Annotated in this window: 26 protein-coding genes and 1 pseudogene; 5 read left to right on the top strand and 22 right to left on the bottom strand. The window is 72.6% G+C overall.

Annotation, left to right across the window (positions count from 1 at the left end):
* Window positions 1–113 precede the first annotated feature (113 nt).
* Window positions 114–911: a DedA family protein gene (locus I8N68_RS05370; RefSeq protein ID WP_200208695.1), complete on the top strand. Its 798-nt coding sequence runs from the start codon at window positions 114–116 to the stop codon at window positions 909–911.
* Window positions 912–1,085: 174 nt separating this feature from the next.
* Here the strand turns inward: I8N68_RS05370 and I8N68_RS05365 are convergent, their stop codons facing one another.
* The 14 genes and pseudogenes from I8N68_RS05365 to clpB form a co-directional block, all read right to left on the bottom strand.
* A complete protein-coding gene (locus I8N68_RS05365; protein ID WP_007454255.1) occupies window positions 1,086–1,463 on the bottom strand; it encodes an ArsR/SmtB family transcription factor in 378 nt (125 codons plus the stop codon).
* 57 nt (window positions 1,464–1,520) lie between these two features.
* Entirely contained in the window at window positions 1,521–2,060 is a 540-nt protein-coding gene (gene pyrE / locus I8N68_RS05360) for an orotate phosphoribosyltransferase (RefSeq protein ID WP_200208687.1), read from the bottom strand.
* A 165-nt stretch (window positions 2,061–2,225) separates the two neighbouring features.
* Window positions 2,226–3,035: an SDR family NAD(P)-dependent oxidoreductase gene (locus I8N68_RS05355; RefSeq protein ID WP_200208680.1), complete on the bottom strand. Its 810-nt coding sequence runs from the start codon at window positions 3,033–3,035 to the stop codon at window positions 2,226–2,228.
* A 284-nt stretch (window positions 3,036–3,319) separates the two neighbouring features.
* Window positions 3,320–3,913, bottom strand: a pseudogene (locus I8N68_RS05350) (hypothetical protein); the annotation flags it as partial.
* A gap of 72 nt (window positions 3,914–3,985) precedes the next feature.
* Entirely contained in the window at window positions 3,986–4,792 is an 807-nt protein-coding gene (locus I8N68_RS05345) for a hypothetical protein (RefSeq protein WP_200208674.1), read from the bottom strand.
* 96 nt (window positions 4,793–4,888) lie between these two features.
* A complete protein-coding gene (locus I8N68_RS05340; protein ID WP_200208947.1) occupies window positions 4,889–5,884 on the bottom strand; it encodes a hypothetical protein in 996 nt (331 codons plus the stop codon).
* A gap of 73 nt (window positions 5,885–5,957) precedes the next feature.
* Window positions 5,958–7,526 carry a polyamine aminopropyltransferase gene (locus tag I8N68_RS05335; protein WP_200208666.1) on the bottom strand — a complete coding sequence of 523 codons (1,569 nt, stop codon included), beginning with the start codon at window positions 7,524–7,526 and terminating at the stop codon, window positions 5,958–5,960.
* Entirely contained in the window at window positions 7,523–8,302 is a 780-nt protein-coding gene (locus I8N68_RS05330) for a hypothetical protein (protein WP_234038814.1), read from the bottom strand. The genes I8N68_RS05335 and I8N68_RS05330 overlap by 4 nt, the downstream gene beginning before the upstream one ends.
* Window positions 8,302–8,724, bottom strand: coding sequence for a DUF350 domain-containing protein (locus I8N68_RS05325; RefSeq protein ID WP_200208661.1), 423 nt, complete (start codon window positions 8,722–8,724; stop codon window positions 8,302–8,304). Before I8N68_RS05325 ends, I8N68_RS05330 begins: the two co-directional genes overlap by 1 nt.
* A 29-nt stretch (window positions 8,725–8,753) precedes the next feature.
* A complete protein-coding gene (locus I8N68_RS05320) occupies window positions 8,754–9,185 on the bottom strand; it encodes a DUF4247 domain-containing protein (RefSeq protein WP_200208655.1) in 432 nt (143 codons plus the stop codon).
* A gap of 55 nt (window positions 9,186–9,240) precedes the next feature.
* Window positions 9,241–9,732, bottom strand: coding sequence for a DUF2617 family protein (locus I8N68_RS05315; RefSeq protein WP_200208648.1), 492 nt, complete (start codon window positions 9,730–9,732; stop codon window positions 9,241–9,243).
* Window positions 9,733–9,734: 2 nt separating this feature from the next.
* Window positions 9,735–10,370: a DUF4178 domain-containing protein gene (locus I8N68_RS05310; protein WP_200208644.1), complete on the bottom strand. Its 636-nt coding sequence runs from the start codon at window positions 10,368–10,370 to the stop codon at window positions 9,735–9,737.
* Window positions 10,371–10,613: 243 nt separating this feature from the next.
* Window positions 10,614–10,991, bottom strand: a complete 378-nt coding sequence (locus I8N68_RS05305; protein ID WP_200208640.1) for a hypothetical protein — start codon at window positions 10,989–10,991, stop codon at window positions 10,614–10,616.
* Between the two features lie 110 nt (window positions 10,992–11,101).
* The gene (clpB, locus tag I8N68_RS05300) at window positions 11,102–13,693 is read right to left on the bottom strand and encodes an ATP-dependent chaperone ClpB (RefSeq protein WP_200208634.1); all 2,592 of its coding nucleotides are present in this window, start codon (window positions 13,691–13,693) and stop codon (window positions 11,102–11,104) included.
* 184 nt (window positions 13,694–13,877) lie between these two features.
* Here clpB and I8N68_RS05295 point away from each other — a divergent pair, with 184 nt between their 5' ends.
* Window positions 13,878–14,930, top strand: a complete 1,053-nt coding sequence (locus I8N68_RS05295; RefSeq protein ID WP_200208618.1) for a Fic family protein — start codon at window positions 13,878–13,880, stop codon at window positions 14,928–14,930.
* Between the two features lie 32 nt (window positions 14,931–14,962).
* Here I8N68_RS05295 and I8N68_RS05290 read toward each other — a convergent pair whose 3' ends face one another.
* The 3 genes from I8N68_RS05290 to I8N68_RS05280 form a co-directional block, all read right to left on the bottom strand.
* The gene (locus I8N68_RS05290; protein WP_200208612.1) at window positions 14,963–15,154 is read right to left on the bottom strand and encodes a hypothetical protein; all 192 of its coding nucleotides are present in this window, start codon (window positions 15,152–15,154) and stop codon (window positions 14,963–14,965) included.
* A gap of 300 nt (window positions 15,155–15,454) precedes the next feature.
* Window positions 15,455–16,558, bottom strand: coding sequence for a beta propeller repeat protein (locus I8N68_RS05285; protein WP_200208605.1), 1,104 nt, complete (start codon window positions 16,556–16,558; stop codon window positions 15,455–15,457).
* Window positions 16,559–16,598: 40 nt separating this feature from the next.
* Window positions 16,599–17,693, bottom strand: coding sequence for a beta propeller repeat protein (locus I8N68_RS05280; RefSeq protein ID WP_200208598.1), 1,095 nt, complete (start codon window positions 17,691–17,693; stop codon window positions 16,599–16,601).
* Window positions 17,694–17,724: 31 nt separating this feature from the next.
* On the opposite strand from I8N68_RS05280, the gene I8N68_RS05275 reads away from it, so the two are divergent.
* The 3 genes from I8N68_RS05275 (at window position 17,725) to I8N68_RS05265 (ending at window position 20,049) form a co-directional block, all read left to right on the top strand.
* Complete coding sequence (locus I8N68_RS05275; RefSeq protein ID WP_200208591.1) at window positions 17,725–18,225, top strand: cation:proton antiporter regulatory subunit; 501 nt, start codon at window positions 17,725–17,727, stop codon at window positions 18,223–18,225.
* A gap of 5 nt (window positions 18,226–18,230) precedes the next feature.
* Window positions 18,231–19,439 (top strand): cation:proton antiporter, encoded by a 1,209-nt coding sequence (locus I8N68_RS05270; protein ID WP_200208584.1) that lies wholly within the window; start codon window positions 18,231–18,233, stop codon window positions 19,437–19,439.
* A gap of 178 nt (window positions 19,440–19,617) precedes the next feature.
* A complete protein-coding gene (locus tag I8N68_RS05265; protein WP_200208577.1) occupies window positions 19,618–20,049 on the top strand; it encodes a hypothetical protein in 432 nt (143 codons plus the stop codon).
* Window positions 20,050–20,106: 57 nt separating this feature from the next.
* On the opposite strand, the gene I8N68_RS05260 is transcribed toward I8N68_RS05265, so the two are convergent.
* The 5 genes from I8N68_RS05260 to dnaK form a co-directional block, all read right to left on the bottom strand.
* Window positions 20,107–20,316 carry a hypothetical protein gene (locus I8N68_RS05260; RefSeq protein ID WP_200208569.1) on the bottom strand — a complete coding sequence of 70 codons (210 nt, stop codon included), beginning with the start codon at window positions 20,314–20,316 and terminating at the stop codon, window positions 20,107–20,109.
* Between the two features lie 143 nt (window positions 20,317–20,459).
* The gene (locus I8N68_RS05255) at window positions 20,460–20,900 is read right to left on the bottom strand and encodes a heat shock protein transcriptional repressor HspR (RefSeq protein WP_200208562.1); all 441 of its coding nucleotides are present in this window, start codon (window positions 20,898–20,900) and stop codon (window positions 20,460–20,462) included.
* Window positions 20,901–20,929: 29 nt separating this feature from the next.
* Entirely contained in the window at window positions 20,930–22,129 is a 1,200-nt protein-coding gene (dnaJ, locus tag I8N68_RS05250; RefSeq protein ID WP_200208556.1) for a molecular chaperone DnaJ, read from the bottom strand.
* A 79-nt stretch (window positions 22,130–22,208) separates the two neighbouring features.
* The gene (gene grpE, locus I8N68_RS05245) at window positions 22,209–22,946 is read right to left on the bottom strand and encodes a nucleotide exchange factor GrpE (RefSeq protein WP_200208541.1); all 738 of its coding nucleotides are present in this window, start codon (window positions 22,944–22,946) and stop codon (window positions 22,209–22,211) included.
* 47 nt (window positions 22,947–22,993) lie between these two features.
* A complete protein-coding gene (dnaK, locus tag I8N68_RS05240) occupies window positions 22,994–24,850 on the bottom strand; it encodes a molecular chaperone DnaK (protein ID WP_200208533.1) in 1,857 nt (618 codons plus the stop codon).
* Window positions 24,851–25,025: the final 175 nt, after the last annotated feature.

Here is a 25,025-nt window from a genome sequence, read left to right as displayed (position 1 = left end):
GAAAGAGTGGCCATTCGGCGCTCGATTGGCCACTCTTTCCGGGAAAGTGCGCCCGGGAGCAGCGGTCCGGAGGGCGGTGCGGGAAGGGACGCGGGCGGGGTTGGGTAACCTGTGTGGCCGTGGACACAGCAGAGAAGACCCGGGTGCTCTCCGAGAGCGTCGCCCTGAACCCGCTCGACCCGAAGGACCTGATCCACACCTTCGGGTTGATCGGCGTCTGGGCGATCCTCTTCGCCGAGACCGGCCTGCTGGTCGGCTTCTTCTTCCCGGGCGACTCGCTGCTCTTCCTGGCCGGCGTGGCCGCGTCGCCGGTGGCCGACGCCATCTTCGGCGACGGCACCCGGCTCTCCCTGGCGGGGCTGCTGATCGGCGGGCCGATCTGCGCGATCCTCGGCGCCCAGCTCGGGCACTGGCTGGGCGCGCGGTACGGCCGCCGGATGTTCGACCGCCCCAACTCCCGCCTGTTCAAGCGGGAGTACGTGGAGAAGGCCGAGTACTACTTCCAGAAGTTCGGCCCGGCGAAGGCCGTGGTGCTGGCCCGCTTCATCCCCATCGTCCGGACGTTCCTCAACCCGGTGGCCGGGGTGCTCGGCATGCCGGCCCGGCAGTTCCTGATCTGGAACATCGTCGGCGCGGTGCTCTGGGTGGACGGCATCCTGCTCATCGGCTACCTGCTCGCCGACCAGATCTACCAGGCGATCGGCGACAAGATCGACCGCTACATCCTGCCGGTGGTCGCCGTGATCATCGTGCTCTCGGTGCTGCCGATCTTCTTCGAGTTCCTCCGCGACCGGCGGGCGCGCAAGCGCGGCGAGGCGGCCGCGGTGGTCGCGGCGGCCAGCGCGGCGGGCGCGGTCGAGGCGGTGCGGGACGCCATCGAGGGCGACGACCACCACCAGCACGGCCGCTGACCGGCACATACACCGATGGCCGGTCCCCTCGCGGGGGCCGGCCATCGACCTGTCGACCTTCGGTGGTGCGGATGACGGGCAGCCGTCACCGTCCGGTGGTGGCGCCACCCCTGGCACGCCACCCGACGCCGCCCCGGACCGGGGCGACCATCCGGCCGTCGGACACGTCCGGTGTCAGCGGGCCTTCTTGGTGGCCCGCTTACGCGGCGGGGTCAGCAGATCCGCGATCGTCGCGATCGCGCTCGGCACCAGCCGGTAGTACGCCCAGACACCGCGCTTCTCCCGCTCCAGCAAGCCGGCCTCGGTGAGGATACGCAGATGGTGGCTGACCGTCGGCTGCGAGAGGCCGAGGGGCGCGGTCAGGTCACAGACGCACGCCTCGCCTTCGGGGGCCGACTGGATCAGGCTGAGCAGCCGCAGCCGGGCGGGATCGGCGAGGGCCTTCAGGACCCCCGCGAGACGCTCGGCATCGGCACGTTCGATCGGCTCGCCGGCAAGCGGCGAGATCTGAGGCATGGTCATTTCAGCCAACGCAGTTCCCACGTATTCCATCCTTCCACCAGCAGCATCGATCCGCCTGCATATCAGCAGATCCGAATCGGCAAACTTTTACGCCACAAGGCCGAGGTCAGCCAACGTATAGGCCGCCCGATAAGGCAGTCCGGCGGCTCGCACCGCGTCGCCGGCGCCTCGATCAACAATAACCGCAACGCCCACCACGTCGGCCCCGGCCTCGCGCAATGCCTCGACGGCAGTCAACACGCTGCCGCCCGTGGTTGACGTGTCTTCCACTGCCAGGACCCGACGACCCGCGACCTCCGGCCCTTCGATCCGACGTTGCAGACCGTGCGCCTTGCCCGCCTTGCGGACCACGAACGCGTCCAGCGGGCGGTCGGTCGCGGCGGCCGCGTGCAGCATCGACAGGGCGACCGGGTCGGCCCCCAGGGTCAGCCCGCCGACCGCGTCGTACTCCCAGTCGGCGGTCAGATCACGCAGCACCCGGCCGACCAACGGAGCCGCCCGGTGATGGAGCGTGACGCGACGCAGATCGACGTACCAGTCCGCCTCGCGACCGGAGGAGAGCACCACCCGTCCATGGACCACAGCCAGGTCGGTAATGAATTTACGCAGGTCGTCGTGGTCCCCCATGGCGATAGAGAGTACTGCGCAAGCCTGAGCGCCGTCTGGGGGGTCCACCCGGGTCAGCCCTTGGGGCGACGACGAGTGGCGATGTTCAACTACTCTGCGCGACCGTCCATACGGGCCGGCCCCGCCGCGTCCGCGTCGCGGGACAGCACCCGGGCCAGCCGGCGGTCAGCCACCGTCCCGGTCCACCCGACCGCGGGTGTCCCGGGTTACCCCGCCCAGCAGCCGCCGGGGCGCGTGCCGCAGGCCCGCCACCGCCAGCTTGTACTTCCACGTCGGAACGCTGACCAGTTTGCCTTTTCCCAGGTCACGCAGCCCTTCGGCGACCACATCGTCGGCCTTGAGCCAGAGCCAGCGGGGAGTGCCGGACATGTCGATGCCGGCCCGCTCGTGGTAGCCGGTGCGGGTGTAGCCGGGGCAGAGCGCCATCACCCGTACGCCGAGCGGGGCCACCGACCGGCCGATCGATTCACTGAAATTCGTCACCCAGGCCTTGCTCGCCGAGTACGTCGAGCCGGGCATGACCACCCCGAACCCCGCAACCGAAGAGACATTTATCACTGTCCCGTGCCCGCGTTCGACCATCGGACCCAGTACGGCGTGGGTCAACCGCAACACCGCCTGCACGTTGAGCCGGAGCAGTCTCGCCTCGTCGTCGACGGCCGAACGGAGGAAGGGGGTGTTGAGACTGGTCCCCGCGTTGTTCACCAGCAGCTCGATCACCGGCTCGGCGACGAGCCGACGCTCCACCGCGGCGCAACCGTCGTCCGTGGACAGATCGGCGGAAATCGATTCCACCTGGCGGCCGTAGCGGCCGGTCAGCTCGGCGGCCGTGGCGTCGAGCCGGCCGGGGTCCCGAGCCACCAAAACCAGGTCCCATCCGTCGGCGGCGAGCCGATGCGCGAAGGCGGCACCGATGCCCGCGCTGGCGCCGGTGATCAGGGCACGTCCCGGGGTGAGGGGCGGTGGAGTGCTCACGGGCGGTCCTCGGGGGGCGGGGTCGGGCCGGGCGGCGCCGACGCGGGTGGCGGGGTGGGCGGGGCGTATCCGGGCGGAGCCGACGCGGGGCCGTGACCGGGCGGGGTCGGCGGGAGGCCGTGACCGGGCGGGGTCGGCGGGAGGCCGTGACCGGGCGGGGCCTGCCAGGGGCTGAGGGCCGGCGCGGCGGGCTGACCCGGCGGGGGTGGCGGTGTCGACGCACCGGGGGCCGGCGGGAACCCGTGGCTCGGCGCGCTCGGACCGGACGGCGGCATCGGACCCGACGGTGGCATCGGGCCCGACGGTGGCATCGGGCGGCGGCGGAAGAAGGCGTTCGCGGCGGGCAGGGTCAGCAGCGCGGCGACCACCAGGTAGCCCAGGACCTGCGCCACCGACAGGATGGCGTTCACCGGAATCCACCAGCCCGGGTAGGCATCGCCGAGCCGGGCGAGCAGGTCGGCGGTGACCGCTTCGTCGGCGCCCAGTCGCAGCGGCGCGGCCCGCTGACCGGCCAGCACCGCCAGCCCGCAGCAGCCGCAGAGCAGGCCCAGCCCGCAGACCACCCAACTGCCCACCCGCGCGCCCGGACGGCCGGCGGACAGCCCGAGGGCGAGACCGACGAGGACCAGCCCGACCAGCACGCCGACCACGGCGGCGAGCACGGCGGAGGCACGCAGCAGCGACACCACCGCGTCGATCTCACCGGCAGCGGCGCCGGTCCCGCTCGCCGCCGACCGGAAGCGGTCCACGGTGCCGCCCAGCACGAGCAGGTTCGTCACGGCGTACGCCACGGCGCCGACCGCCATCAGCACCAGCACCGCGGCCGCCGCGAGGACCGCCGCCGGACGACGGCGCGGCACCTGATCGGGGTACGACACGACAGATCCCTCCGGTAGGCGTCGGCTTGCAACCTACTCGGAGGGATCGTCGGCGTCGCTCTTATCGGGGCGTCAACTCGCGGATGGCGGCCGGGCTCCCGGCTCCTGGGTGCCGTCCTCGCGCCGGCCCGGCTGGTCGACGTCCGGCCGATCCGGACGCGGCTGATCCGGCGGCGGCGGCGACCACTCACCGGCGGCCTGGCCCGGAGCCGGCGGATAGCCCGGGTACGGCTGGCCGGGAGTCGGCTGGCCGCCCGGGTATGGCTGGCCGGGGTACGGCTGGCCCGGGTACGGGGTGCCGGGCAGCGGCGGCTCCCAGGCCGGCTGCGGTTTGCGGAAGAACTCGTTGGCCTTCGGCAGGGCCAGCAGGATCAGGGCGGCCAGCAGGGCGAGCAGGCCGAGGACCCCGAGCAGCGTGGTGAGCGGGCCGTACCAGGAGGGCAGCGCGTCGTTCAGCCGGCGCTGGATCTCCTCACCGCTCGGCATGTCGCCGGTGTTCCCGCCGCTGGTCAGCCCGCCCGCCGCGTTGTTGACCAGGCTGCCGCCGGTGCAGCAGATCAGGATGCCGCCCAGCACCCAGGTGGTGATCCGGGCCCCGTTGCGGCCACGGTTGTTCAACAGTGCCAGGACGACCATCCCGACGGCGAGCAGCAGGGTCAACACGCCCAGACCGATGCCGAAGGCGTAGGCGAGGTCGCCGGCCTGTTCGGCGGCGGTGCCGCGGTAGGCGTCCCGCAGCACGTCCCGAACGGTGCCGATGGTGGAGAGCGTCAGGATCAGGTTGAGCACCTGGATGACGGCGAACAGGATGAGCAGCCAGCTGGATATCGTCACCACGCCGGGGCGGGCGCGGGTGGGCGTGCCGGGGGCATCGACCATGGTTTTCCCTCCCTAGATCACCCGCCCACGGTAACCAGCCGAGGCCAGCTCGGCACGGCACACGCGCGGGAACGCCCGCGGCGGCGGGTCGACCGATCAGTCGGCGGGCGGCACCTGCCGGCAGAGCCGCCGGTGCTCGGCGGTGACCACACCGAGCAGGAGGAGGTCGACGGCGAGGGCGGAGACCGCCCCGAACTGGTTGACGGTGAAGTTGAAGATCTGCCCGAACAGCAGGTCGACCAGGAGCGCCAGCTTGAACAGCCGGAACGCGTCGGCCGGGTCCCGGCGCAACCGCAGCGCCGCCCGTACGCTCAGCACGGCGGTGATCAGCGCGGCGACCGAGGTGCCCAGCACCGCGCCCCACTCCCGCTGCTGGTCCAGCTCGCCGGTCACCCCGTCCACCAGCACGGCGACCACCGTCACCACCGGCTCCACCACCAGGTAGACCACCACCGGCCAGATCAGCCAGCGGCGGGCGGTCAGCCAGGCCACCACCCGCCGGCCCCGGGCCGCCCAGCGCTGCCAGAACCGGACCGGTGGCGGCTCCCGGCGCGGCACCGCGTCGAGCAGCCGCACCACCGCCTCCTCGGTGGCCGGGCCGGAGCCCCGGACCAGCCGCAGCACCGCCGCCCGGCGCCGGGCGGTCAGCCCCCCGGGCACCCCGCCCAGCACCATGTCCAGCGCGTTGGCCGTCCGCTCGTCGGGGGTCAGCCGGGTCCGGCCGCGGACCGCCTGGGTGAGCACGACCAGCAGGGCGAACGCGCCGTAGATGATGCCGGCGGCCGGGGCGTAGAAGTAGTCGGTCCGGGTGGTGACGAACTTGCCGACCTCGTCGATGAAGAGCCCGAAGCCGACGCCGCCGACGATCGCGCCGGCCATCCGGGGGCCACCGCCGAGGAAGATCATCGCGATGCCGAGCCCGGCGGTCATCAGCAGCCCACCCCAGAGCACGTGCGCGACGTGCAGCCCGCCCCCGCCGAGCTGCGGGTAGCCGGCGGCCTTGAGGTACGCCCGGGTAAGCAGCACGGTGACCACCCCGGAGAGCACGAACGCCTGGAGGTACGCGGCCGCGTCCACCGCCCGGGTGGGCACCCGGTGGCGCAGCCAGTCGAGCCCGGGCCTGGTGCGGCGACGGCGCGACGACCCGGGCGACATGCCACCGACGCTAGTAGCCGCGCCACTCCGTCCGGGCGTACTCGAGCACCCTGGGCTGCAACAACGTGGAGGCCGGCACGTCCATCCGGGCCCGGTCGGCGGGGAATGCCGCCGCCGCGGCCAGCACCGAGGGGGTGAGGAAGCGCAGCGGTGGGGCGTCCGCCGGCAGCGCCAACGCCGGCGCGGCGCTCCCCGGCGCGGCCAGCACGTACCCCCAGTCGCCGAAGCTCGGCACGTCCACGTGGTACGGCACGGTGGCGAAGCCGGCCTCCCGGACGGACCGCTCGATCGACCAGTACGACCGGGGCGCGAAGTACGGCGACCCGGACTGCACCACCAGCCGCCCGCCGTCGGCGAGCACCGAGCGGATCAGCGCGTAGAACTCGATCGTGTAGAGCTTCGCGGTGGCCGTCTCGTCCGGGTCGGGCAGGTCGGCCACCACCACGTCGAAGCGTTCCGTGGCGGTGCGCAGCCAGCCGAAGGCGTCCACGTTGAGCACCCGTACCCGGGGGTCGGCGAACGAGTCGCGGTTGAGCTCGCGCAGCTGCGGCTCGGTGCGGGCCAGCCGCACCACCGCCGGGTCGAGGTCGACGAGGGTCACCCGGCGCACGTCCGGGTATTTCAGGATCTCACGCAGCGCCAGCCCGTCGCCCGCCCCGAGCACCAGCACCTCACCGCGCGGGCCGGCCATCGCCGGGTGCACCAGCGACTCGTGGTAGCGGTACTCGTCGACCGAGCTGAACTGGAGGTCGCCGTTGAGGAACAGCCGCAGGTCGGTGTCGGTGTGGCCGATCTCCCGGACCGATCGGGTCAGCACGATCTCCTGGTAGCGGCTGCGCTCGGCGTGCACCACCGGGTCGCGGTAGAGCTGCTGCCGGGCGGTCAGCTCGAAGTCGTGCGCGGTGACCCAGGCGTACCCCAGGCAGAGGGCGACCACGACGGCGCCGGCGCCGAGCGCGACGCGCGCCCGGCGGCTCAGCTCGCGGCGGAAGACCGTGCAGACCAGGGCCAGGCCGGCCACCGCGTTCACCGCGCCGACCACCAGGGCGCCCTTGAGCTGGCCGAAGATCGGCATCAACAGGAAGGGGAAGGCCAGCCCGCCGAGCAGCGCGCCGACGTAGTCGGCGGCGAAGAGGTCGGCCACCGCGCTACCGGCGGACTGCGCCCGGATGCGTTGCAGCATGACCATCAGCAGCGGGATCTCCGCGCCGATCAGCAGGCCGAGCACGAACGCGGTGCCGACCAGCGCCGGGCCGTAGAGGTCGAGCCAGGCGAAGGCGGCGTAGAGACCGAGCACGGAGAGCCCGCCGAGCAGGGCCAGGGTCAGTTCGATCGCGGCGAACGCGGCGGCGGCCCGGGACTGCAACGGCTTGGCGATCAGCGCGCCGACGCCCATCGCGAAGACCATCACGCCGAGCACGATCGACGCCTGGCCCACCGCGTCACCGATCAGGTAGCTGCCCAGCGCGACCAGCGCCAGCTCGTAGACCAGACCGCAGGCCGCGCAGACGAAGACCGCGAGCAGGACCGCCGCGCGGGCCCGGCGCCACTGCGGCCGCGCCGGCACGTCGGTGGTCACGCCTCTTCCCGGGTACGCCCGGCGGGTTCCGCCCCGGCGGGCTGCGCGGGCACCACGCCCCGGAGCTGCCGGCGGCGCTGCGCCACGCCCACCGTGACGAAGAGCGCGGCGAGCAGGAGCAGCCCCACCGTGGCGACCGCCCAGCCCCAGCGGTCCCGCCAGAAGTCGTTGCCGGCGGCCGGCAGCGGGCTGGGTGCGGCGGTCGGCCCGGCGGCGGGAGTGGCGGCCGGTGCGGCCAGGCCGGCCTCGGCGGCCAGCAGTGGCAGCGTGGTCGCGGCCCGGGTCACCGCCCAGCCCGGGTCGTCGATGACGGCGTCGGCGTCCAGGCCGAACCGCTCCAGCCCGCGCTCGACGGTGCGGAGGGCGGCGGCGTCGATGTCGTCCGAGCCGTTCACCCGGACGGTGGCATGGTCCGCGGCCTCGCTGCTCTCCGAGGTGTAGGTGACGTCGGCTTCGACCTCGATCCAGCGGGGGCAGCGCGGGTCCTCGCCCACCGCGGTCCCGTCGCCGAGGTTGGAGCCGACGCTCGTCACCGTCGGATAGTCCGTCAGTCGCCAGCCGTAGCAGATGCCCTGGCTGGTGAAGGCCGCGGCGAGGATCGGCACGGTGTCGGCCCGCTCGTCGGCCGCCGGGGCGGGGACGGTGGTGCTGCTGTCCGAGCCGTTGAGCAGCCCGGCCGCCACGCAGCCGACGACCACCGCGCCGATCGTGAGCCAGATGCCCCAGGCGACGGCCTTCGAGGCGGTCTTCCCCGGGCGCTTCGCGGCGGTGGCCATCAGCTGATGGCGGCGGCGATGATCGCGCCGGTGGCGAGGTGCACGACGGCGGAGACCCAGACCGCCGGGTGCGGCTCCGGGTCGACCAGCAGCTCACCGAGCCGGCCCGGGGTTGCCATGTCCAGCAGCATGAAGGCCGCCGCCATGATGACCAGCCCGAGCACCCCGTACGCGGCGGAGCCGACCAGGCCGAGCACGAAGTCGTCCTCGCTGGCGGCGATCGCGGCGACCACGATGACGCCGACCCCGGCCAGGTTCGAGGCGAGCAGCAGTGCGGCGTTGCGGTTGCGCTCGTGCCAGATCAGGTGGTTCAGCCGGCCCGGGGTGGCCAGGTCGACCAGTGCGTAGCCGATCCCCATCAGGGCGACGCCGACCACGCCGTAGGCGAGGGTGACCAGCAGATCGGTGGCGAGGTTCTGCACTTCAGCTCCAGGGTGAGGGGTCGGACGGACTACTTGCCGGCGCCGGGGCCGCCACCCCGGACGGTGCGGCCGCGGCCCCAGCCCCAGCCGCCGCCGACGACGTGGTGGTAGCGCGGGTAGGCGGTCGTCATCCGCTCCAGCAGGATCACCGAGCCGGCGGCCGCCGGCAGGATCACCACCGAGTCGTCGTCGTAGCGCAGGTAGATCCCGCTGCCGTCGACGTACTGGTCGGCGGGTCGCCAGGCGTCGGTGATGTCCTCGGACACCTGGCTCGGAGTCCGGGTCGAGGTGTAGGCCAGCGCGTCCCGGCCGATGTCCCGGCTCGACGCGCGGCGGTAGTGGTCCTGCACGTACCCGCGTGGGGAGAAGTTGCCGTCGAGGATCGCGAAGGCGGCGAGCAGCGCGCCGACCACCGCGACGGCCACCCCCACCACGATCCACCGCCGGTACGTCGTCGTCACAGGACCACCTCGGTTCGCGACTGCGGGGCTCGCAAACCCGGCTCACTCCTCGCGCTCACAGTGCCACCACCGTCTCGGTCAGGACCAGCTCGTTGGTCTGGGGGTACGCGTGCCAGGTACGCCAGGCCACCGTCCCGGCGGGCGGGTCGGGGCGCACGGAGAGCGCGGTGACCGCGTCCAGGTCACCGGGGAAGACTCCGACCAGCGCGTACGGGTCGTCGGCGAGCGCGGCGCGGAGCGCGGCCACCCGAGCGCGCAGGCCGTCGCCCACGGGGCGGAGCACCGTGGCGGTGAACCGGTAGCCGGCGGCATCGTCGTGCAGGGTGCCGGGCAGGTGCGGCGGGCGGCCGGGCAGGCAGGCGACCGTTTCCGTCAGGTCGCCGCAGATGACCTGGTGGGAGGCGCCGAGCAGGCGCAGCCGCAGGGTCGGCCCGCCGGGCAGGGTCAGTTCGCGCACGTGCAGCGCGGGGCGTTCCGGGCCGCCGATGGCCAGAGTGAGGTCGGCGGCGCTGGTGTCGACGTACGGGGTGTGCAGGGTGACGAGCACGCTCAGCCCACCTGGCCCGGGCCACTCTGCGGGTAGATCATGACCTCGGCCCGGTGCAGCTTCTCGCCGAGCGCCACCTCCCAGCCGGCCTCTCCGTACGCCTCGAAGGAGAGCCGGGCCCCGCCGGGCGCCTGGTAGTCGTAGTAGCGCATGGTGCCGCGCGGGTCGAGGCCGGTGCCCTCGGTGGCGGTGTACCGGGCCTGACCGGACTCGTCCCAGGTGTAGCGCCGGCCGGCGACGTCGAGGGTGGGCGCGCCCGGCGTGACGGTGGCGGACGGCTCGGCGGTCCAGAGCACCAGCTCCAGGTCCGGGTCCGTCTCGACGGAGATCCAGCGCCTCACCCCACCGGCGTCGTCGAGCAGGTGTTCCGCCCAGCTCCAGCCGCCTTCGACCAGGTGCACCGAGCCGCGGACGGTGTACGGCACCTGGCGGATCTCCACGATGTCCCCGGGCCGGAGCGTGCGGGGGTCACCGCGCAGCGCGTCGGCGTCCCGGTCGCGGAACGGGTCACCGGGGGCCGGCGGGCGCGGCGCGGACCGGGAGCGGGAGCGGGACACCGCCACCACGGCGATCACCACACCGGCCACCCCGATCAGACACCCCAGCGCCATCACCAGGTATGCCACCGAACTGCTCACGACCGCCTCCCCATGTGCGTCGGCCGAGACGGTAACAACCCGCCGCACCCCGCGGCGCAAGCTGTGGTTTGCGTCATCGCGCAGCTACCGGCGTCCGGCGGCGGGCTGGCGACGGCGCCGGCGCCGACGCCGGGCCGGGACGGCTGGGTCGGCGCGGCGTCGGACGAGGTCATGGCAGGCAACGTACGGCGTGCCCGGCACGCCCGGCAGGGTCCGATCGGACCGGCCGGCGCGCCGAGTGGATCAGTTGCCGGTGAGGCGTTCGGTGGCGTACTCGCGCAGCGTGGCACGGCCCATGATGCAGCCGCTGAACGTGGTGAACTCGTCGTCGTCGTCGCGCAGCCCGGCCCAGGCTTTTCGGGCCGCCGCCGGGTCGACCCGTTCCAGCAGCGTCGCCGCGTACGCCTTCCCGGCCGGCGAGCCGTGCTTCAGCAGCCAGTCGATCTTCTTGCGGGCCTCGTCGGGGTGCTCGTCGAGCGCCCGCTCCACGTGCCGGTACGCCTCGGTGGCCGGCAGCAGCGTGCCGGCGATCCCCACCCCGCCGAACGCGAGCGTGTCGGCCCCGGCCAGCTCCTTCACCGCGGCGTCCAGTTCCCGATCTTTCTTCCCGATCCCCAACATGACCTCACTATTGCCCCGCACCGGGGCCGCTGACCCTGTTGACCAAGAAGTTTGCGTCCGGAAGCCCCAGCTCCACGGACGCAACCTTCTTGATCACCTGGGTGACTGGGTCAGGCGGCGGTGACCGCCAGGGAGTCCTTGGTGTCGGCGAGGTCGACCCGCACCGTGTCCCCGTCGCGGATCTGGCCGGCGAGCAGGGCCTTGGCGAGCTGGTCGCCGATGGCCGACTGCACCAGGCGGCGCAGCGGGCGGGCGCCGTAGATCGGGTCGTAGCCGTGCTCGGCCAGCCAGGTGCGGGCCGCCTCGCTGATCTCCAGGCCGAGCCGGCGGTCCGCCAGCCGCCGGCGCATCCGGTTGAGCTGGATGTCGACGATGGCGCGCAGATCCCCGCCCTGCAGGGCGGCGAAGACCACGATGTCGTCGAGGCGGTTGAGGAACTCCGGCTTGAAATGCGACCGGACCACCGCGAGGACGCCCTCCCGGCGCTGCTCCTCGGCCAGCGTCAGGTCACTGATCACCGACGACCCGAGGTTCGAGGTGAGGATCAGGATCGCGTTGCGGAAGTCCACCGTACGGCCCTGGCCGTCGGTGAGCCGGCCGTCGTCGAGCACCTGGAGCAGCACGTCGAAGACGTCCGGGTGAGCCTTCTCCACCTCGTCGAGCAGGATCACCGAGTACGGCCGGCGGCGCACCGCCTCGGTCAGCTGACCGCCCTCCTCGTAGCCCACGTACCCGGGCGGGGCACCGACCAGGCGGGCGACGGAGTGCTTCTCGCCGTACTCGCTCATGTCGATGCGGACCATGGCCCGCTCGTCGTCGAAGAGGAACTCGGCGAGCGCCTTGGCCAGCTCGGTCTTGCCGACACCGGTCGGGCCGAGGAAGAGGAAGCTGCCGGTCGGGCGGTCCGGGTCGGCGACGCCGGCCCGGGCGCGGCGGACCGCGTCGGAGACCGCGGCGACGGCCTCGGCCTGGCCGACCACCCGCGAGCCCAGCGACTCCTCCATCCGGAGCAGCTTGGCGGTCTCGCCTTCGAGCAGCCGGCCGGCGGGGATGCCGGTCCAGGAGGCGACCACGGCGGCGATGTCGTCCGCGCCGACCTCCTCCTTGAGCATCGCGCCGTCGGCCTGGAGCCGGGCCAGTTCCTCCTCGGCCCTGGCCAGCTCGGCCTTGAGCGCGGGGATCCGGCCGTACCGCAGCTCGGCGGCGCGTTCCAGCTCGCCGTCGCGCTCGGCCCGCTCGGCCTCGCCGCCGAGCCGCTCCAGCTCCTCCTTGGCGGTGGAGAGCTTGGTGATGTGGCTCTTCTCCAGCTGCCAGCGCTCGGAGAGCGCGGTGAGCTGCTCGCGCTTGTCGGCCAGCTCCTTGCGCAGCCGCTCCAGCCGCTCGGCGGAGGCGGCGTCCGGCTCCTTGGCCAGCGCCATCTCCTCGATCTCCAGCCGGCGGACCGCCCGCTCGATCTCGTCCACCTCGACCGGGCGGGAGTCGATCTCCATCCGGAGCCGGGACGCGGACTCGTCGACCAGGTCGATCGCCTTGTCCGGCAGGAACCGGTCGGTGATGTAGCGGTCGGAGAGGGCGGCGGCGGCGACCAGCGCGGCGTCGGTGATCCGTACGCCGTGGTGGACCTCGTAGCGCTCCTTGAGGCCGCGCAGGATGCCGATGGTGTCCTCGATGGTGGGCTCGCCGACCAGCACCGGCTGGAAGCGGCGCTCCAGCGCCGGGTCCTTCTCGATGTGCTCGCGGTACTCGTCGAGGGTGGTCGCGCCGACCATCCGCAGCTCACCGCGGGCCAGCATCGGCTTGAGCATGTTGCCGGCGTCCATCGAGCCCTCGCCCTTGCCGGCACCGACGACGGTGTGCAGCTCGTCGAGGAAGGTGATCACCTGTCCGTTGGAGTTCTTGATCTCCTCCAGCACGGACTTCAGCCGCTCCTCGAACTGGCCGCGGTACTGCGCGCCGGCCACCATCGCGCCGAGGTCGAGCGAGACCAGCTTCTTGTCCCGCAGCGACTCGGGGACGTCACCTGCCACGATCCGCTGGGCCAGGCCCTCGACGATCGCCGTCTTGCCGACGCCGGGCTCACCGATCAGCACCGGGTTGTTCTTGGTACGCCGGGACAGCACCTGGATCACCCGGCGAATCTCGGAGTCCCGGCCGATCACCGGGTCGATCTTGCCGTCGCGGGCGCTGGTGGTCAGGTCAACGCCGTACTTGGCCAGGGCCTGGTAGGTCTGTTCCGGGTCGGCGGTGGTGACCCGCCGGTCCCCGCCGCGGACGGTCGGAAAGGCGGCGACCAGGTTCTCCTCGGTGGCCCCGGCGGACTTGAGCGCGCCGGAGACCGCGCCACCCACCCGGGCCAGGCCGGCGAGCAGGTGCTCGGTGGAGGTGTACTCGTCACCCAGCGGGCGGGCGATCTGCTCGGCGGCGCCGATGGCGTTGACGAACTCGCGGGCCAGGGTGGGCTCGGCGATGCTGGAGCCGCGCGCGGCGGGCAGCGCGTCGACCGCGCGCTGGGCGGCCCGGCGCAGCTCGGCGGGGTCCGCCCCGACGGCGCGCAGCAGGCCGGCGGCGGTCGAGCCCTCGGTGTCCAGCAGCGACAGCAGCAGGTGCCAGGGTTCCACGGTGGCGTGGCCACGCTGGTTGGCCAGCGCGACGGCACCGGTGATGGTTTCGCGGCTCTTGGTGGTGAGTCGTTCCGTGTTCATGAGCTCCCCCGGATCGGCGTGTCCACTGAGAAGGACACAACCAGAGTTGAGCCTATTCCGCTCAACCCTGGCCATGTGACCTGAGTCACCTCGACACGCCTGCGCGGACGCCGAACTACATAAGGAATACCGTAAACTAAATAATCTCCCTAGTGCTTATGCAGATAAACCCTGAGGAACGCTGATGCGCAGCTTCGCCGACCTGGACCGTTGCATCGGCCGCGTCCCGGGCTCGATCGTGACGACCCTGCGGACGGTGGACGTCGGCCGCGGTTCAGAAGCGCTGTACCGTGATCAACTGCCGGGGCTGCTCAACCAACTCGCCAATCGCGCTCGGGTCGCCAGCATCACCGCTTCGTCCGCCATCGAAGGAATCGTCGTCTCGGACACCGCGCGGGCCGACCGCATCCTCGCCGGCCGAGTGACGAACCTACGTAACCGCAGCGAGCAGGAACTCGCTGGTTACCGGGATGCCCAGGACTACCTCTTCCAAGGGGACTGGCGACCGCTCAACCCGGGACTCCTGCTCCACCTGCACAAGCTGCTGTTCGCTCACACGGCCGGGCAGGGCGGTCAGTTCAAGACCGAGGACAACCTCGTCGTCGATCGGGGCGCCACGGGCGAGATGACGATCCGCTTCCGGCCCGTCCGCGCTGCCGATACGCCCTTCTTCGTGGCCGAACTGATCGACCGCTACCTCGCGGAGATCGCCGCGGAGCGCCACCATCCGGTGCTCCTCGTCGGACTCTTCGCCCTCGACCTGCTCGTGATACATCCCTTCGAGGACGGTAATGGCAGGGTGGCCCGCGCCCTCACCAATGCCCTGCTCATGGACGCCGGGTACTCGGTCTCCCGGTATGTCAGCCTGGAGCAACAGATCGCCCAGAGCGCGGACGCCTACTACCAGGCGCTGCTCGACTCGACCCATGACTGGCACGACGGCCAGGCGGACCCCTGGCCATGGCTCAGCTACTTCGTCGACGTCCTCGCGAGCGCGTACCGCATCTTCGCCGAACGTGCGGCGTCGGACCGGGCGGACGGCTCCAAGCAGAACCGGGTACGGGACTACGTGCTCAACCACGCTGCACCCCGCTTCCGGGTTTCGGACATTCGCACCGCCCTGCCGGGCATCAGCGACCCGACCATCCGGGTCGTGCTGGACCGCCTACGCCGCGAGGGTGCCATCGCTTCGGAGGGCCTCGGCAGAGCAGCAGCCTGGCGACGAACGTCGTCCTGATCCGCCGACCGGCGCACGTCGAGCGGTGCCGTTCACTCGCTGCGTCGCCAGCGCCAGTCGAACTCGCCGGCCGCCGGCGGCGGGCCGGGCAGCGGCGGTTCGGTCACCGCCAAGCCGGCCAGCAGCACCGCGAGGTGGCGGCGGCGCAGCTGCCGGGTCCGCTCCGGATCGGGTACGCGGACCGCGGCACACCCCTCCAGCAGCAGTCCGACGTCCTGCGTCACCACGTCCGGCCGGAGCCGCCCGGCCCCCCGCGCCCCGCTCGACCAGCGCCTTCACCAGGTCGTTCGCGCGTACCGCGTCGCGGCCCATCTCCTCGGTCGGGGCGAAGGTGCCGGCCAGGTGCACGGTGAGCGAGTGCACGTCGGCGTCGACCACGCGCGCCAGGAATCCGGCGAAGGCGTGCCACGGGTCCGGGTCGGCGCTGGCCTGCCCGGTCGGGACTCCGGTCCCGGCCGGGCACCTCGCCGTCCGTCCGGAGGGGGGATCGGTTCCGTAGTGGTCACCGACCGGCAGCCGGCGGGTCAGTCCCGGTCGAGGATCACCTTGATCCACCGCCGGTTCGCGGTCCATCCGGTGCCGAGGACGATGTCCTCCGGCCCCCGGGCGGCGATCGTGCCATCGGCGAGCACGGTCAGATAGTGGTCGCCGGTCAGCGGCCAGTCGACGTGGTAGTAGCGGCCCCCGGCCACCACGCCCACCCCGTCCGGGCTGGTCACCGCCAGCAGACCCACCCCGATCGGCGCCACGGACCGGGCCTGCGCCGGGTGCCCGACGGCGCGGGCCGGCTCCCAGGAGCGGGTACCCACGAGGCGCCAGAGCGCGGGGAAGCCGACCCGGTCGGACCGCTCCCCGACCAGCCACACGGTGCCGTCGGGGGCGAGCACCACCCGCAGCACACCCACCTCGCCGTCGATTGCCGGCACCGGGGTGGCCAGCCAGCTCCGCCCCCCGTTGCGGGAGACCGCGGCGTACGGCCGGCCGTCGCGTACGCCCGCGGCCACCAGCAGGTCGCCGCCGTGGCCGACCGTGTGCAACCCGGGCACGGCGGGCTGGGCTGCCAGTGGCAGCAGTCGCCCGCCGTCCCACTCACCGATCACGTCCCGTCCCTCGATGACCTGGTAGCGGCCCCGCGCGGCGACCAGGACCGCCGGCTCCGCGCCGGTGGTGTGGGCGAAGGTGACGCCGCCGTCGGTCGAGGTGTACCAGCCGTACGGCTCGGCGAGCAGCACCACCGCCCCCGGCACGGTGTAGAGCTGCTGGTCCGCCGCTACCGGACGAGGATGCGACAGCGGTCGCCAGGACCGTCCACCATCGGCGGTGCCGTAGAGCAGGGCGGTACAGCCCCGCCCGGGTGGCGCCCCGTCGCAGGCGGCGAAGAGCGCGTAGCCGTGCGCCGCGTCGGCGAACTCGACGTACGGCCGGTCGTACCGTTCCGGGACGGCGACCCGGACCTGCCGTACCTCGTCGAAGCCCACGATCCGGGGCGGCGCCGGCGCGGTCGGGGCGGGCGGGGGCGACGCGGACGGCCGGGGTGGCGGGGGCCGCCGGACATCGCCGATCGAACAGGCGGCGAGGACCGGCAGCAGCAGCACCGCAACCGTCGGAAGAAACCTGCGACCGATCATCGCTCCCCCTCCGCCCGATACCCTTGCCGGGGTGACCCGGTCACCTGTCCGTCGACGGGCGGCGCCGCTCCAGGACCACCCGCACCCAGTGTCTGCCGCCCTCGACGCCGAGCAACAGGTCCTCAGGTCCACGCGCCTGCAGCGTGCCGTCGAAGAGGAGGGTCAGCCGGTGGTTTCCCCGCAGCGGCCACGACTCGTCGATGTAGTGACCGCCGGGGGCGGTGATCAGACCCCCGCCGTCGGGGCCACTCACCGCCAGTCGGCCCTCGCCGAAGGGCACCAGCGACACGAAGGGCTCGGGGTAGCGGTCCACCATCAGCGGTCGCCAGTCGCCGTCGTAGTGCCAGAGGGCGGGGAATCGGTCCGGATCCCGCCGCTCACCGATCAGCCAGACATCGCCGCGCACCGACGGCGCCACCCGGATCCCCACAATCTCCCCGTCCGGGGTCGCCACCCGGGGCCGGCGCCAGTGGGCGCCCGCGTCGAACGAGACGGCGAGCACCGGTCGCCCGTTGGCGACGGAGGCCGCCACCACCAGCCCGTCGCTGCCGTACACGCTCTGCGGACGGGACAGGGGCGGCTGGACCGCCAGCGGCCGCCAGACACCCCCGTGCCACCTGACGAGCCGGCCGATGCGGTCGTCGACCTGGACCTGGCTGCGCAGCGCCCGTACTACCGGGGGCAGGGTCGCGCCGCGCTCGTGCTGGAAGCTGCTCCCATCGTCCAGGGAGAAGTACCTGCCGTCCTCCGGCACGAAGAGGACCGGCACGTCCACCGTGACTTCGAGCCGCTGCCCCCTCGCCATCGGCCGGGGATGAGAGATCCGGTGCCAGGACCGCCCGCCGTTCGCGGTGGCGAAGAGCAGCGCCGGGCAGTCCGACGCGGGCGGCTGCCCTCCACAGGAGGCGAAGAGGGCGTACCCGTGGTCGGCATCGCCGAACTCGACGTACGGCCGGTCGTACCCGTTCGCGACGGCGAGCTGGACGCGGCGAACCTCGACCGCGTCGGCCGTCCGCGGCGGGGCCGTCGGGAAGAACGGGTCCGGTGACGGCTGCCCGGCGTCGACGATCGTGCAGGCCGCCGCCGCGAACAGCACGAGAAGCGCGACCAGCGGAGCAGATCTTCCCGGGCTCATCCGGCCTCCGACGCAGGGTAGCCTCGCTGGGGTGCGAGTACGTGTCGAACAGACTGCCCTACCGGGGATCGGCGTACGTCACGACCTGGTGACGGAATCGGGCCGCCGGCTGGGGGTGGTCTCCCACCGCAACGGCCGTCGCGACCTCGTCCTGTACGACCCGGACGATCCGGACGCCTGCCAGGCCGACATCCCGCTCACCGACGACGAGGCGGAGGCGCTCGCCGACATCCTCGGCGCGTCACTGATGCTGGGCCAGCTCTCCGGGCTGCGCGAGCAGGCCGCCGGGCTGCTCACCGAGCAGATCGCCATCCCGGCCGGCTCGAAGTACGTCAACAAGCGGCTGGCCGACACCAGGGCGCGCACCCGCACCGGCGCCTCGATCGTGGCGGTACTGCGCCAGGGCGAGGTCAACGTCTCGCCCGATCCCACCTTCCGCTTCGCGGCCGGTGACGTGGTGGTCGTGGTCGGCACCCGGCAGGGTCTCGACGGGGTGACCGCCATCCTCGCCGACAGTGACCCGGACGGCTGAGGCGGATGCACGAAACCACCACTCTGCTCGTCGAGGTCGGTGCGCTGCTGCTCCTGCTCGGCCTGCTCGGGCGGCTCAGCCGCCGGGTCGGCCTCTCCCCGATCCCCCTCTACCTGCTCGCCGGCCTCGCCTTCGGCCACGGCGGCCTGCTGCCGCTGAACGCCAGCGAGGAGTTCTTCGCCGTCGGCGCGGAGATCGGCGTGATCCTGCTGCTGGTCATGCTCGGCCTGGAATACAGCGCCAACGAGCTGGTCGGCAACCTCCGCTCCGCGGCCCCCGCCGGCCTGATCGACGCGGTGCTCAACGCGCTGCCCGGCTTTGCCTTCGCGCTGCTGCTCGGCTGGGGCTGGGTGGCCGCCGTGGTGCTGGCGGGCGTCACCTGGGTCTCCTCGTCCGGGGTGATCGCCAAGGTCCTCGGCGACCTGGGCCGGGTCGGTAACCGGGAGACCCCGGTGATCCTCTCCGTGCTGGTGATCGAGGACCTCGCGATGGCCCTCTACCTGCCGCTGGTCACCGCGCTGCTCGCCGGGGTCAGCCTGGTCCAGGGCGGGGTGGCGCTGGCCGTCGCGGTGCTCACCGTGGTGGCCGTGCTGGCCGTCGCGATCCGGTACGGCCACCTGATCTCGGCGGCGCTCTCCGCCAAGGACCCGGAGGCGCTGCTGCTCGGGGTGCTCGGGCTGACCCTGCTGGTCGCCGGCGTGGCGGCCAAGCTCCAGGCCTCCGCCGCGGTCGGCGCGTTCCTGGTCGGCATTGCGCTTTCCGGGCCGGTGGCGCACCACGCCACCCAGCTGCTCTCCCCGTTGCGCGACCTCTTCGCCGCGGTCTTCTTCGTCTTCTTCGGGCTGGTCACCGACCCGCTGGACATGCCGCCGGTGCTGCTGCCGGCGCTGGGGCTGGCCGTGGTCACCATGGGGACCAAGCTGCTCACCGGCTACCTGGCCGCCCGCCGGGCCGGGATCGCCGAGCCCGGTCGCTGGCGGGCCGGCTTCGCGCTCACCCCGCGGGGCGAGTTCTCCATCGTCATCGCCGGACTGGCGGTGGCCGCCGCCCAACCCGTCGAGCCCCGGCTGGCGGCGCTCGCCACGGCGTACGTGCTGATCACCGTGGTGACCGGGCCGATGCTGGCCCGGCTGCCCGATTTCCCGTGGTTCAAGCGCTGGCTGCGCCGCCGCGGCGCGGTCCGCCGGCCGGAACCGGTGCCGGCGCCCGACTGACGTGGGTCGATGCGCTCCGGGCCGGGTCGGCCATACGGTGGATACGGCCCAGCCAACGGTTGCCGAATTGGTCCCGGACAGGTCTTCCGCCGCCGCGCGCAACCGCGTTACCGTGTCGCCCCAGCAGCCAGGGTCCGCGGGCGCCCCGTGCCCGCGAGCGTAAGCGGAAGGTTGGCCGGTGAGCGTGCAGGAGTCGACGTTCCACGGCTTTGCCAACCCCGTCGATCCGTCGGCGGCGGAACTGCGCGCGTGGGCTTACCAGCCGGATTCGGTGCCGCTGGCCTCCATGCCCCCGGACTGGGACCTGCTGGTCGCCGGTGACCACCTGGTGACCACCCTCTTCGAGCTCGCGATGGACCCGGCCTGCCCGGCCCGGCGGTTCGCCCTGCACTGCCTCTACATCTACGCCGCCGACGGCATCCGGACGAACTTCCGGGCGCACCCGAAGCGCCGCTTCCGCAAGCTCGTCGAGCAGGCCGAACGGGCCGGCGACGAGCCGATGCGCAACTGGGCGCACAACAGCCGGGTACTGCTGGCCCGGCCGGACCTCTTCGTCTACCGGGACTGGTGCGAAGGCGGCCTGGTACGGGAGAACCGCCGCATCGGCTGAGCCACGGCGAACGGGCCGGGGCCCCCCGTGGGTCCCGGCCCGCACGTCGGCGGATCGTCAGCGTTCCGATCCGCCCTGCTTCCGGCCTCTCGCGTCGGCCCGCCCCTGGTCGATGCCGTGGTCGACCTGGTCGGCGAAGCCGCCACTTCTGATCTTGTCGGTGAGCCTGCCCTTGGTGACCTGGTCGAACCGCTGCCGTACGTGCTGGGCCACCTTCTCGAGCCGGTCCTCCGTCTGCTCGGCCACCTTCTTCGCCGATTCCGCCATGGCTCCCCCTGCCAACTCGGAGTCCGGATTGAGCTGGTTGGACCTGATTCCCAGGCTAACGGAACCGGCCCGACCCGCGCCGGATTTCTCCGAACGCGGGGCGGGCCGGCGGGGACCAGCAGGAGGGGAGGACCGGACGGCGGTCAGCGCTCCGGGTTGCGGCGGGGCCGCCACACCACCAGCGCCGTCGAGGTGCGGTTGGTGGGCACGAGATCCCGGCCCGGGAAGGTGGCCAGCGCCTCCAGCTCGGCGATCCGCCGGTACGCGGCGTCCAGCTCCGCCTCCAGCCGGGCCACGCGCTGCTGCGCCTGCTCCAGCAGCCGCTCCAGGCCGATGATCCGCTTGACCCCGGCCAGGTTGATCCCGTCGTCCTGGCTCAGCCGCTGCACCTCGCGGAGCAGCACCACGTCCCGGACGCTGTACCGGCGGCCGCCGCCCGCGGCCCGGCCCGGCTGCACCAGGCCCAGCCGGTCGTACTGGCGCAGGGTCTGCGGGTGCATCCCCGCCATCCGCGCCGCCACCGAGATCATCAGTACCTTGGCCTCGTAGGCAGGGTCACCCGAGCCGACGTACCCCTCCGACATCCCCGCTCACCTCCGCAGCACTCACCGGATCAACTGAACCGACGCACCCGCGCGTCGAGATGTTCCCGGGCGGCGGGCGGCGTCTGCTCCGCGAACGACTCCAGCGCCGCCCGCGCCTCGTCCGACAGCCTCGCCGGCACCAGCACGTCGAGGGTGACCAGCAGGTCACCGGCCCGGCCGTCCTTGCGCACCACGCCCTTGCCCCGGGCCCGCAGCACCCGGCCGCTCGGCGTACCCGGCGGCACCCGCAGGGTCACCGTGCCGTCCAGGGTGGGCACCCGCAGGTCGGTGCCGAGCACCGCCTCCGGAAACGTGATCGGCACGGTCAGGGTCAGGTCGTCCCCGGCGCGGCCGAACAGCTCGTCCGGGCGGACCTTCACCTGGACGAAGAGGTCGCCCGCGGGACCGCCCCGCTCGCCGGGCTCGCCCCGACCCGTCAGCCGGATCCGCTGGCCGTCCGCCACCCCGGCCGGGAAGCGGACGTTGAGGGTGCGGGTCTTGGTGACCCCACCGGTGCCGTGGCACTCCGGGCACTTCTCCTCGACGATCGTGCCCACGCCCTGACAGTTGCGGCACGGCTCGGAGAAGCTGAACGACCCCTGGTTGCGGGTGGTCACCCCGGCGCCGTGGCAGACCGGGCAGGCCACCGGGTGGGTGCCGGGCTTCGCGCCGTTGCCGTGGCAGGTGTCGCAGACGCCGGGCGCCCGCAGCGACAGCGGCAGCGTGACGCCGCGCACCGCGTCCTCGAAGTCCAGCGCGACCTCGGTCTCCACGTCCCGACCGCGCGCCGGGCCCCGGGGCCGGGCCGGTCCGCCGGCACCGCCGCCGCCGCCGCCGGAGAAGATCGTGCTGAACAGGTCGGTGAAACCACCGCCGCCGAACCGGGTGTCGGCACCGGCACCGCCGGTGGCGCCACCGAACAGGTCGGAGACGTCGAACGGCATCCCGCCGGGCTGCCCGCCACCGCGGGCGTTGCGGCGGAACGCGCCCGAGCCGAAGAGGGAACGCATCTCGTCGTACTCGCGGCGCTTCTTCTCGTCCCCGAGCACCGCGTACGCCTCGGAGACGGTCTTGAACCGCTCCTCGGCCTTCGGGTCACCGGGGTTGTGGTCCGGATGCGATTCCCGGGCCAGCTTCCGGTACGACTTCTTGATCTCGTCCGAGGAGGCGGACTTCTCCACGCCCAGCACGGCGTAGTAGTCCTTCTCGAGCCAGTCCTTGGAACTCACCGGTCCACCCCCTTCCACGGGACGTATCCCGGTCGTCCCGCCCGCCCTTCGCGGACGGGCGGGACGACACGGGTCGGCACTACTCCGGGTCGGCCACCGCGACCAGTGCGGGCCGCAGCAGCCGCTCGCCGAGCTGGTAACCCCGGCGCATGACCTGCACGCAGGTCGGTTCGGTCACGTCGGCGGAGGTCTGGTGCGCCACCGCCTCGTGCCGGGTCGGGTCGAACGGGTCGCCCTGCTCGCCGAACGCGGTCAGGCCGAACTTGCCCAGCGCCGTGGTGAGCTGCTCGGCCACCGTGCCGAACGGGCCCACCAGGTCGCCGTGCTCGCGGGCCCGGTCGAGGTCGTCGAGGATCGGCAGCAGCGCGGCCAGCACCGAGCCGGTCGCCTGCTCCTGGACCAGGCTGCGGTCCCGGTCCACCCGCTTGCGGTAGTTGGCGTACTCCGCCGACACCCGCTGCAGGTCCCGGGTCCGCTCGTCCAGCTCGGCGCGGAGCGACTCCAGCTCGGCGCCGAGCGGCCCGGCCGGCGCGACCGCCTCGTCGGTCGGCTGAGCCGGAGCGTCGACCACCGGCGGACCGGCGACCGCGGCCTCGACCTCGATCTCGTCGACGACGACCTCGGCCTCCTCGACCAGCCCCTCGGCCGGAGCGTCGGCGGCGGCGTCGGCAGCGGCCGGCTCCCCGGCCTTACCGATCTTGCGCTTGTCACGGATGACGACCCGCGGCTCCTCGCCGGCGGCCTGCCCGGCGGTCGCGGAGCCACCCGGCGCCGACCCGGTGGCGCCCGGGTCGGCGGCTCGTGGCTTCTCCGTCATGCGGCTACCTCATCCCTCTGCCGTGGGTACGTGTCCGAAGCGGCAGGTCACTTCTTGCCGTCCTCGTCCACGATCTCCGCGTCGACCACGTCGTCGGCGCCACCGGCCTGCGCGCCACCGGTCGCACCCGCGCCCGCACCGGCCGCGCCGGGCTGCTCGCCCTGCTCGGCCTGCTGCGAGTAGAGCAGCGAACCGGCCTGCTGGGAGACCTGCGCGAGCCGCTCGTGGGCCGCCTTGATCTTCTCGATGTCCTGGCCGCCGAGCGCGCCGCGCAGCTCGCCGAGGGCCTCGTTGAGCTGCTCCCGGTTCTCGCTGGGCAGCTTGTCGCCGCTCTCGGCCAGGAACTTCTCGGTCTGCCACTGGAGCGCCTCGGCGACGTTGCGGGTCTCCGCCTCCTCCCGGCGACGCTTGTCGTCGTCGGCGTGCTCCTCGGCGTCCCGGCGCATCCGCTCGATGTCGTCCTTCGGCAGCGAGGAGCCGCCGGTGATCGTCATCTTCTGCTCCTTGCCGGTGCCCAGGTCCTTGGCGTGCACGTTCACGATGCCGTTGGCGTCGATGTCGAACGTGACCTCGATCTGGGGCACGCCGCGCGGCGCCGGCGGGAGGCCGGTCAGCTCGAAGGTGCCGAGCTTCTTGTTGTAGGCCGCGATCTCCCGCTCGCCCTGGAAGACCTGGATCAGCACCGACGGCTGGTTGTCGTCCGCCGTGGTGAAGACCTCGGAGCGCTTGGTCGGGATGGTGGTGTTGCGCTCGATCAGCTTGGTGAAGATGCCGCCCTTGGTCTCGATGCCCAGGCTCAGCGGGGTCACGTCGAGCAGCAGGACGTCCTTGACCTCGCCCTTGAGCACGCCGGCCTGCAGGGCGGCGCCGACGGCGACGACCTCGTCCGGGTTGACGCCCTTGTTCGGGTCACGGCCGGTGAGCTGCTTGACCAGGTCGGTCACGGCCGGCATCCGGGTCGAACCGCCGACGAGGATCACGTGGTCGACGTCGGCGACCTTGATCCCGGCGTCCTTCACGGCCTGCTCGAACGGGCCCTTGCAGCGGTCCAGCAGGTCCTGCGTCATCCGCTGGAACTCGGCCCGGCTGAGCGTCACGTCGAGGTGCAGCGGGCCGGCGGAACCGGCGGTGATGTACGGCAGGTTGATGTTGGTGGTGGTGGCGGCGGACAGCTCGATCTTGGCCTTCTCAGCCGCCTCGCGGAGCCGCTGGAGCGCCATCTTGTCCTGGGCCAGGTCGATGCCGTGCTCGCCCCGGAAGGTCTTCACCAGGTGGTCGATGATCCGCTGGTCCCAGTCGTCGCCACCGAGGTGGTTGTCACCGCTGGTCGACTTGACCTCGATGACGCCCTCGGCGAGCTCCAGCAGGGAGACGTCGAAGGTGCCGCCGCCCAGGTCGAAGACCAGGACGGTCTGCTCCTTGGAGCCCTTGTCCAGCCCGTACGCCAGGGCGGCCGCGGTCGGCTCGTTGACGATCCGCAGCACGTTGAAGCCGGCGATCTCACCAGCCTCCTTGGTGGCCTGGCGCTGGCCGTCGTTGAAGTAGGCCGGGACGGTGATCACCGCGTCGGTGATCTGCTCGCCCAGGTACGCCTCGGCGTCCCGCTTGAGCTTCATCAGCGTCCGGGCCGAGATCTCCTGCGGGGTGTACTTCTTGCCGTCGATGTCGACGGTCCAGTTGGTGCCGATCTCCCGCTTGACCGACCGGATGGTCCGGTCCGGGTTGGTGACCGCCTGGCGCTTGGCGACCTCACCGACGAGCACCTCGCCGTTGCGGGCGAACGCGACGATAGAGGGGGTCGTCCGCGAGCCTTCAGCGTTGGCGATGACGGTGGGCTCACCGCCCTCGAGAACGCTGACGCAGGAGTTCGTCGTGCCGAGGTCGATGCCGACCGCACGTGCCATGTTCGCTTCCTCGCTTCGTAACGTCGAGCAGGTGACGGGCACCGCCCGCAGGGTTCCGGCGGGCGTCGCCGTCAGCGATCCCACCACAAGTTGAGTGAACTTGACTCAATACTGCCACGCCCGCCGGAAACCGCAAGTCGAGGTTGAGTCGACCCGACGCAACCCGACCGTTATT

Origin of the sequence: Micromonospora coerulea, from assembly GCF_016598485.1 — a bacterium.
Taxonomy (GTDB): domain Bacteria; phylum Actinomycetota; class Actinomycetes; order Mycobacteriales; family Micromonosporaceae; genus Micromonospora; species Micromonospora coerulea.
This window is presented reverse-complemented; position numbering and strand designations above follow the sequence as displayed.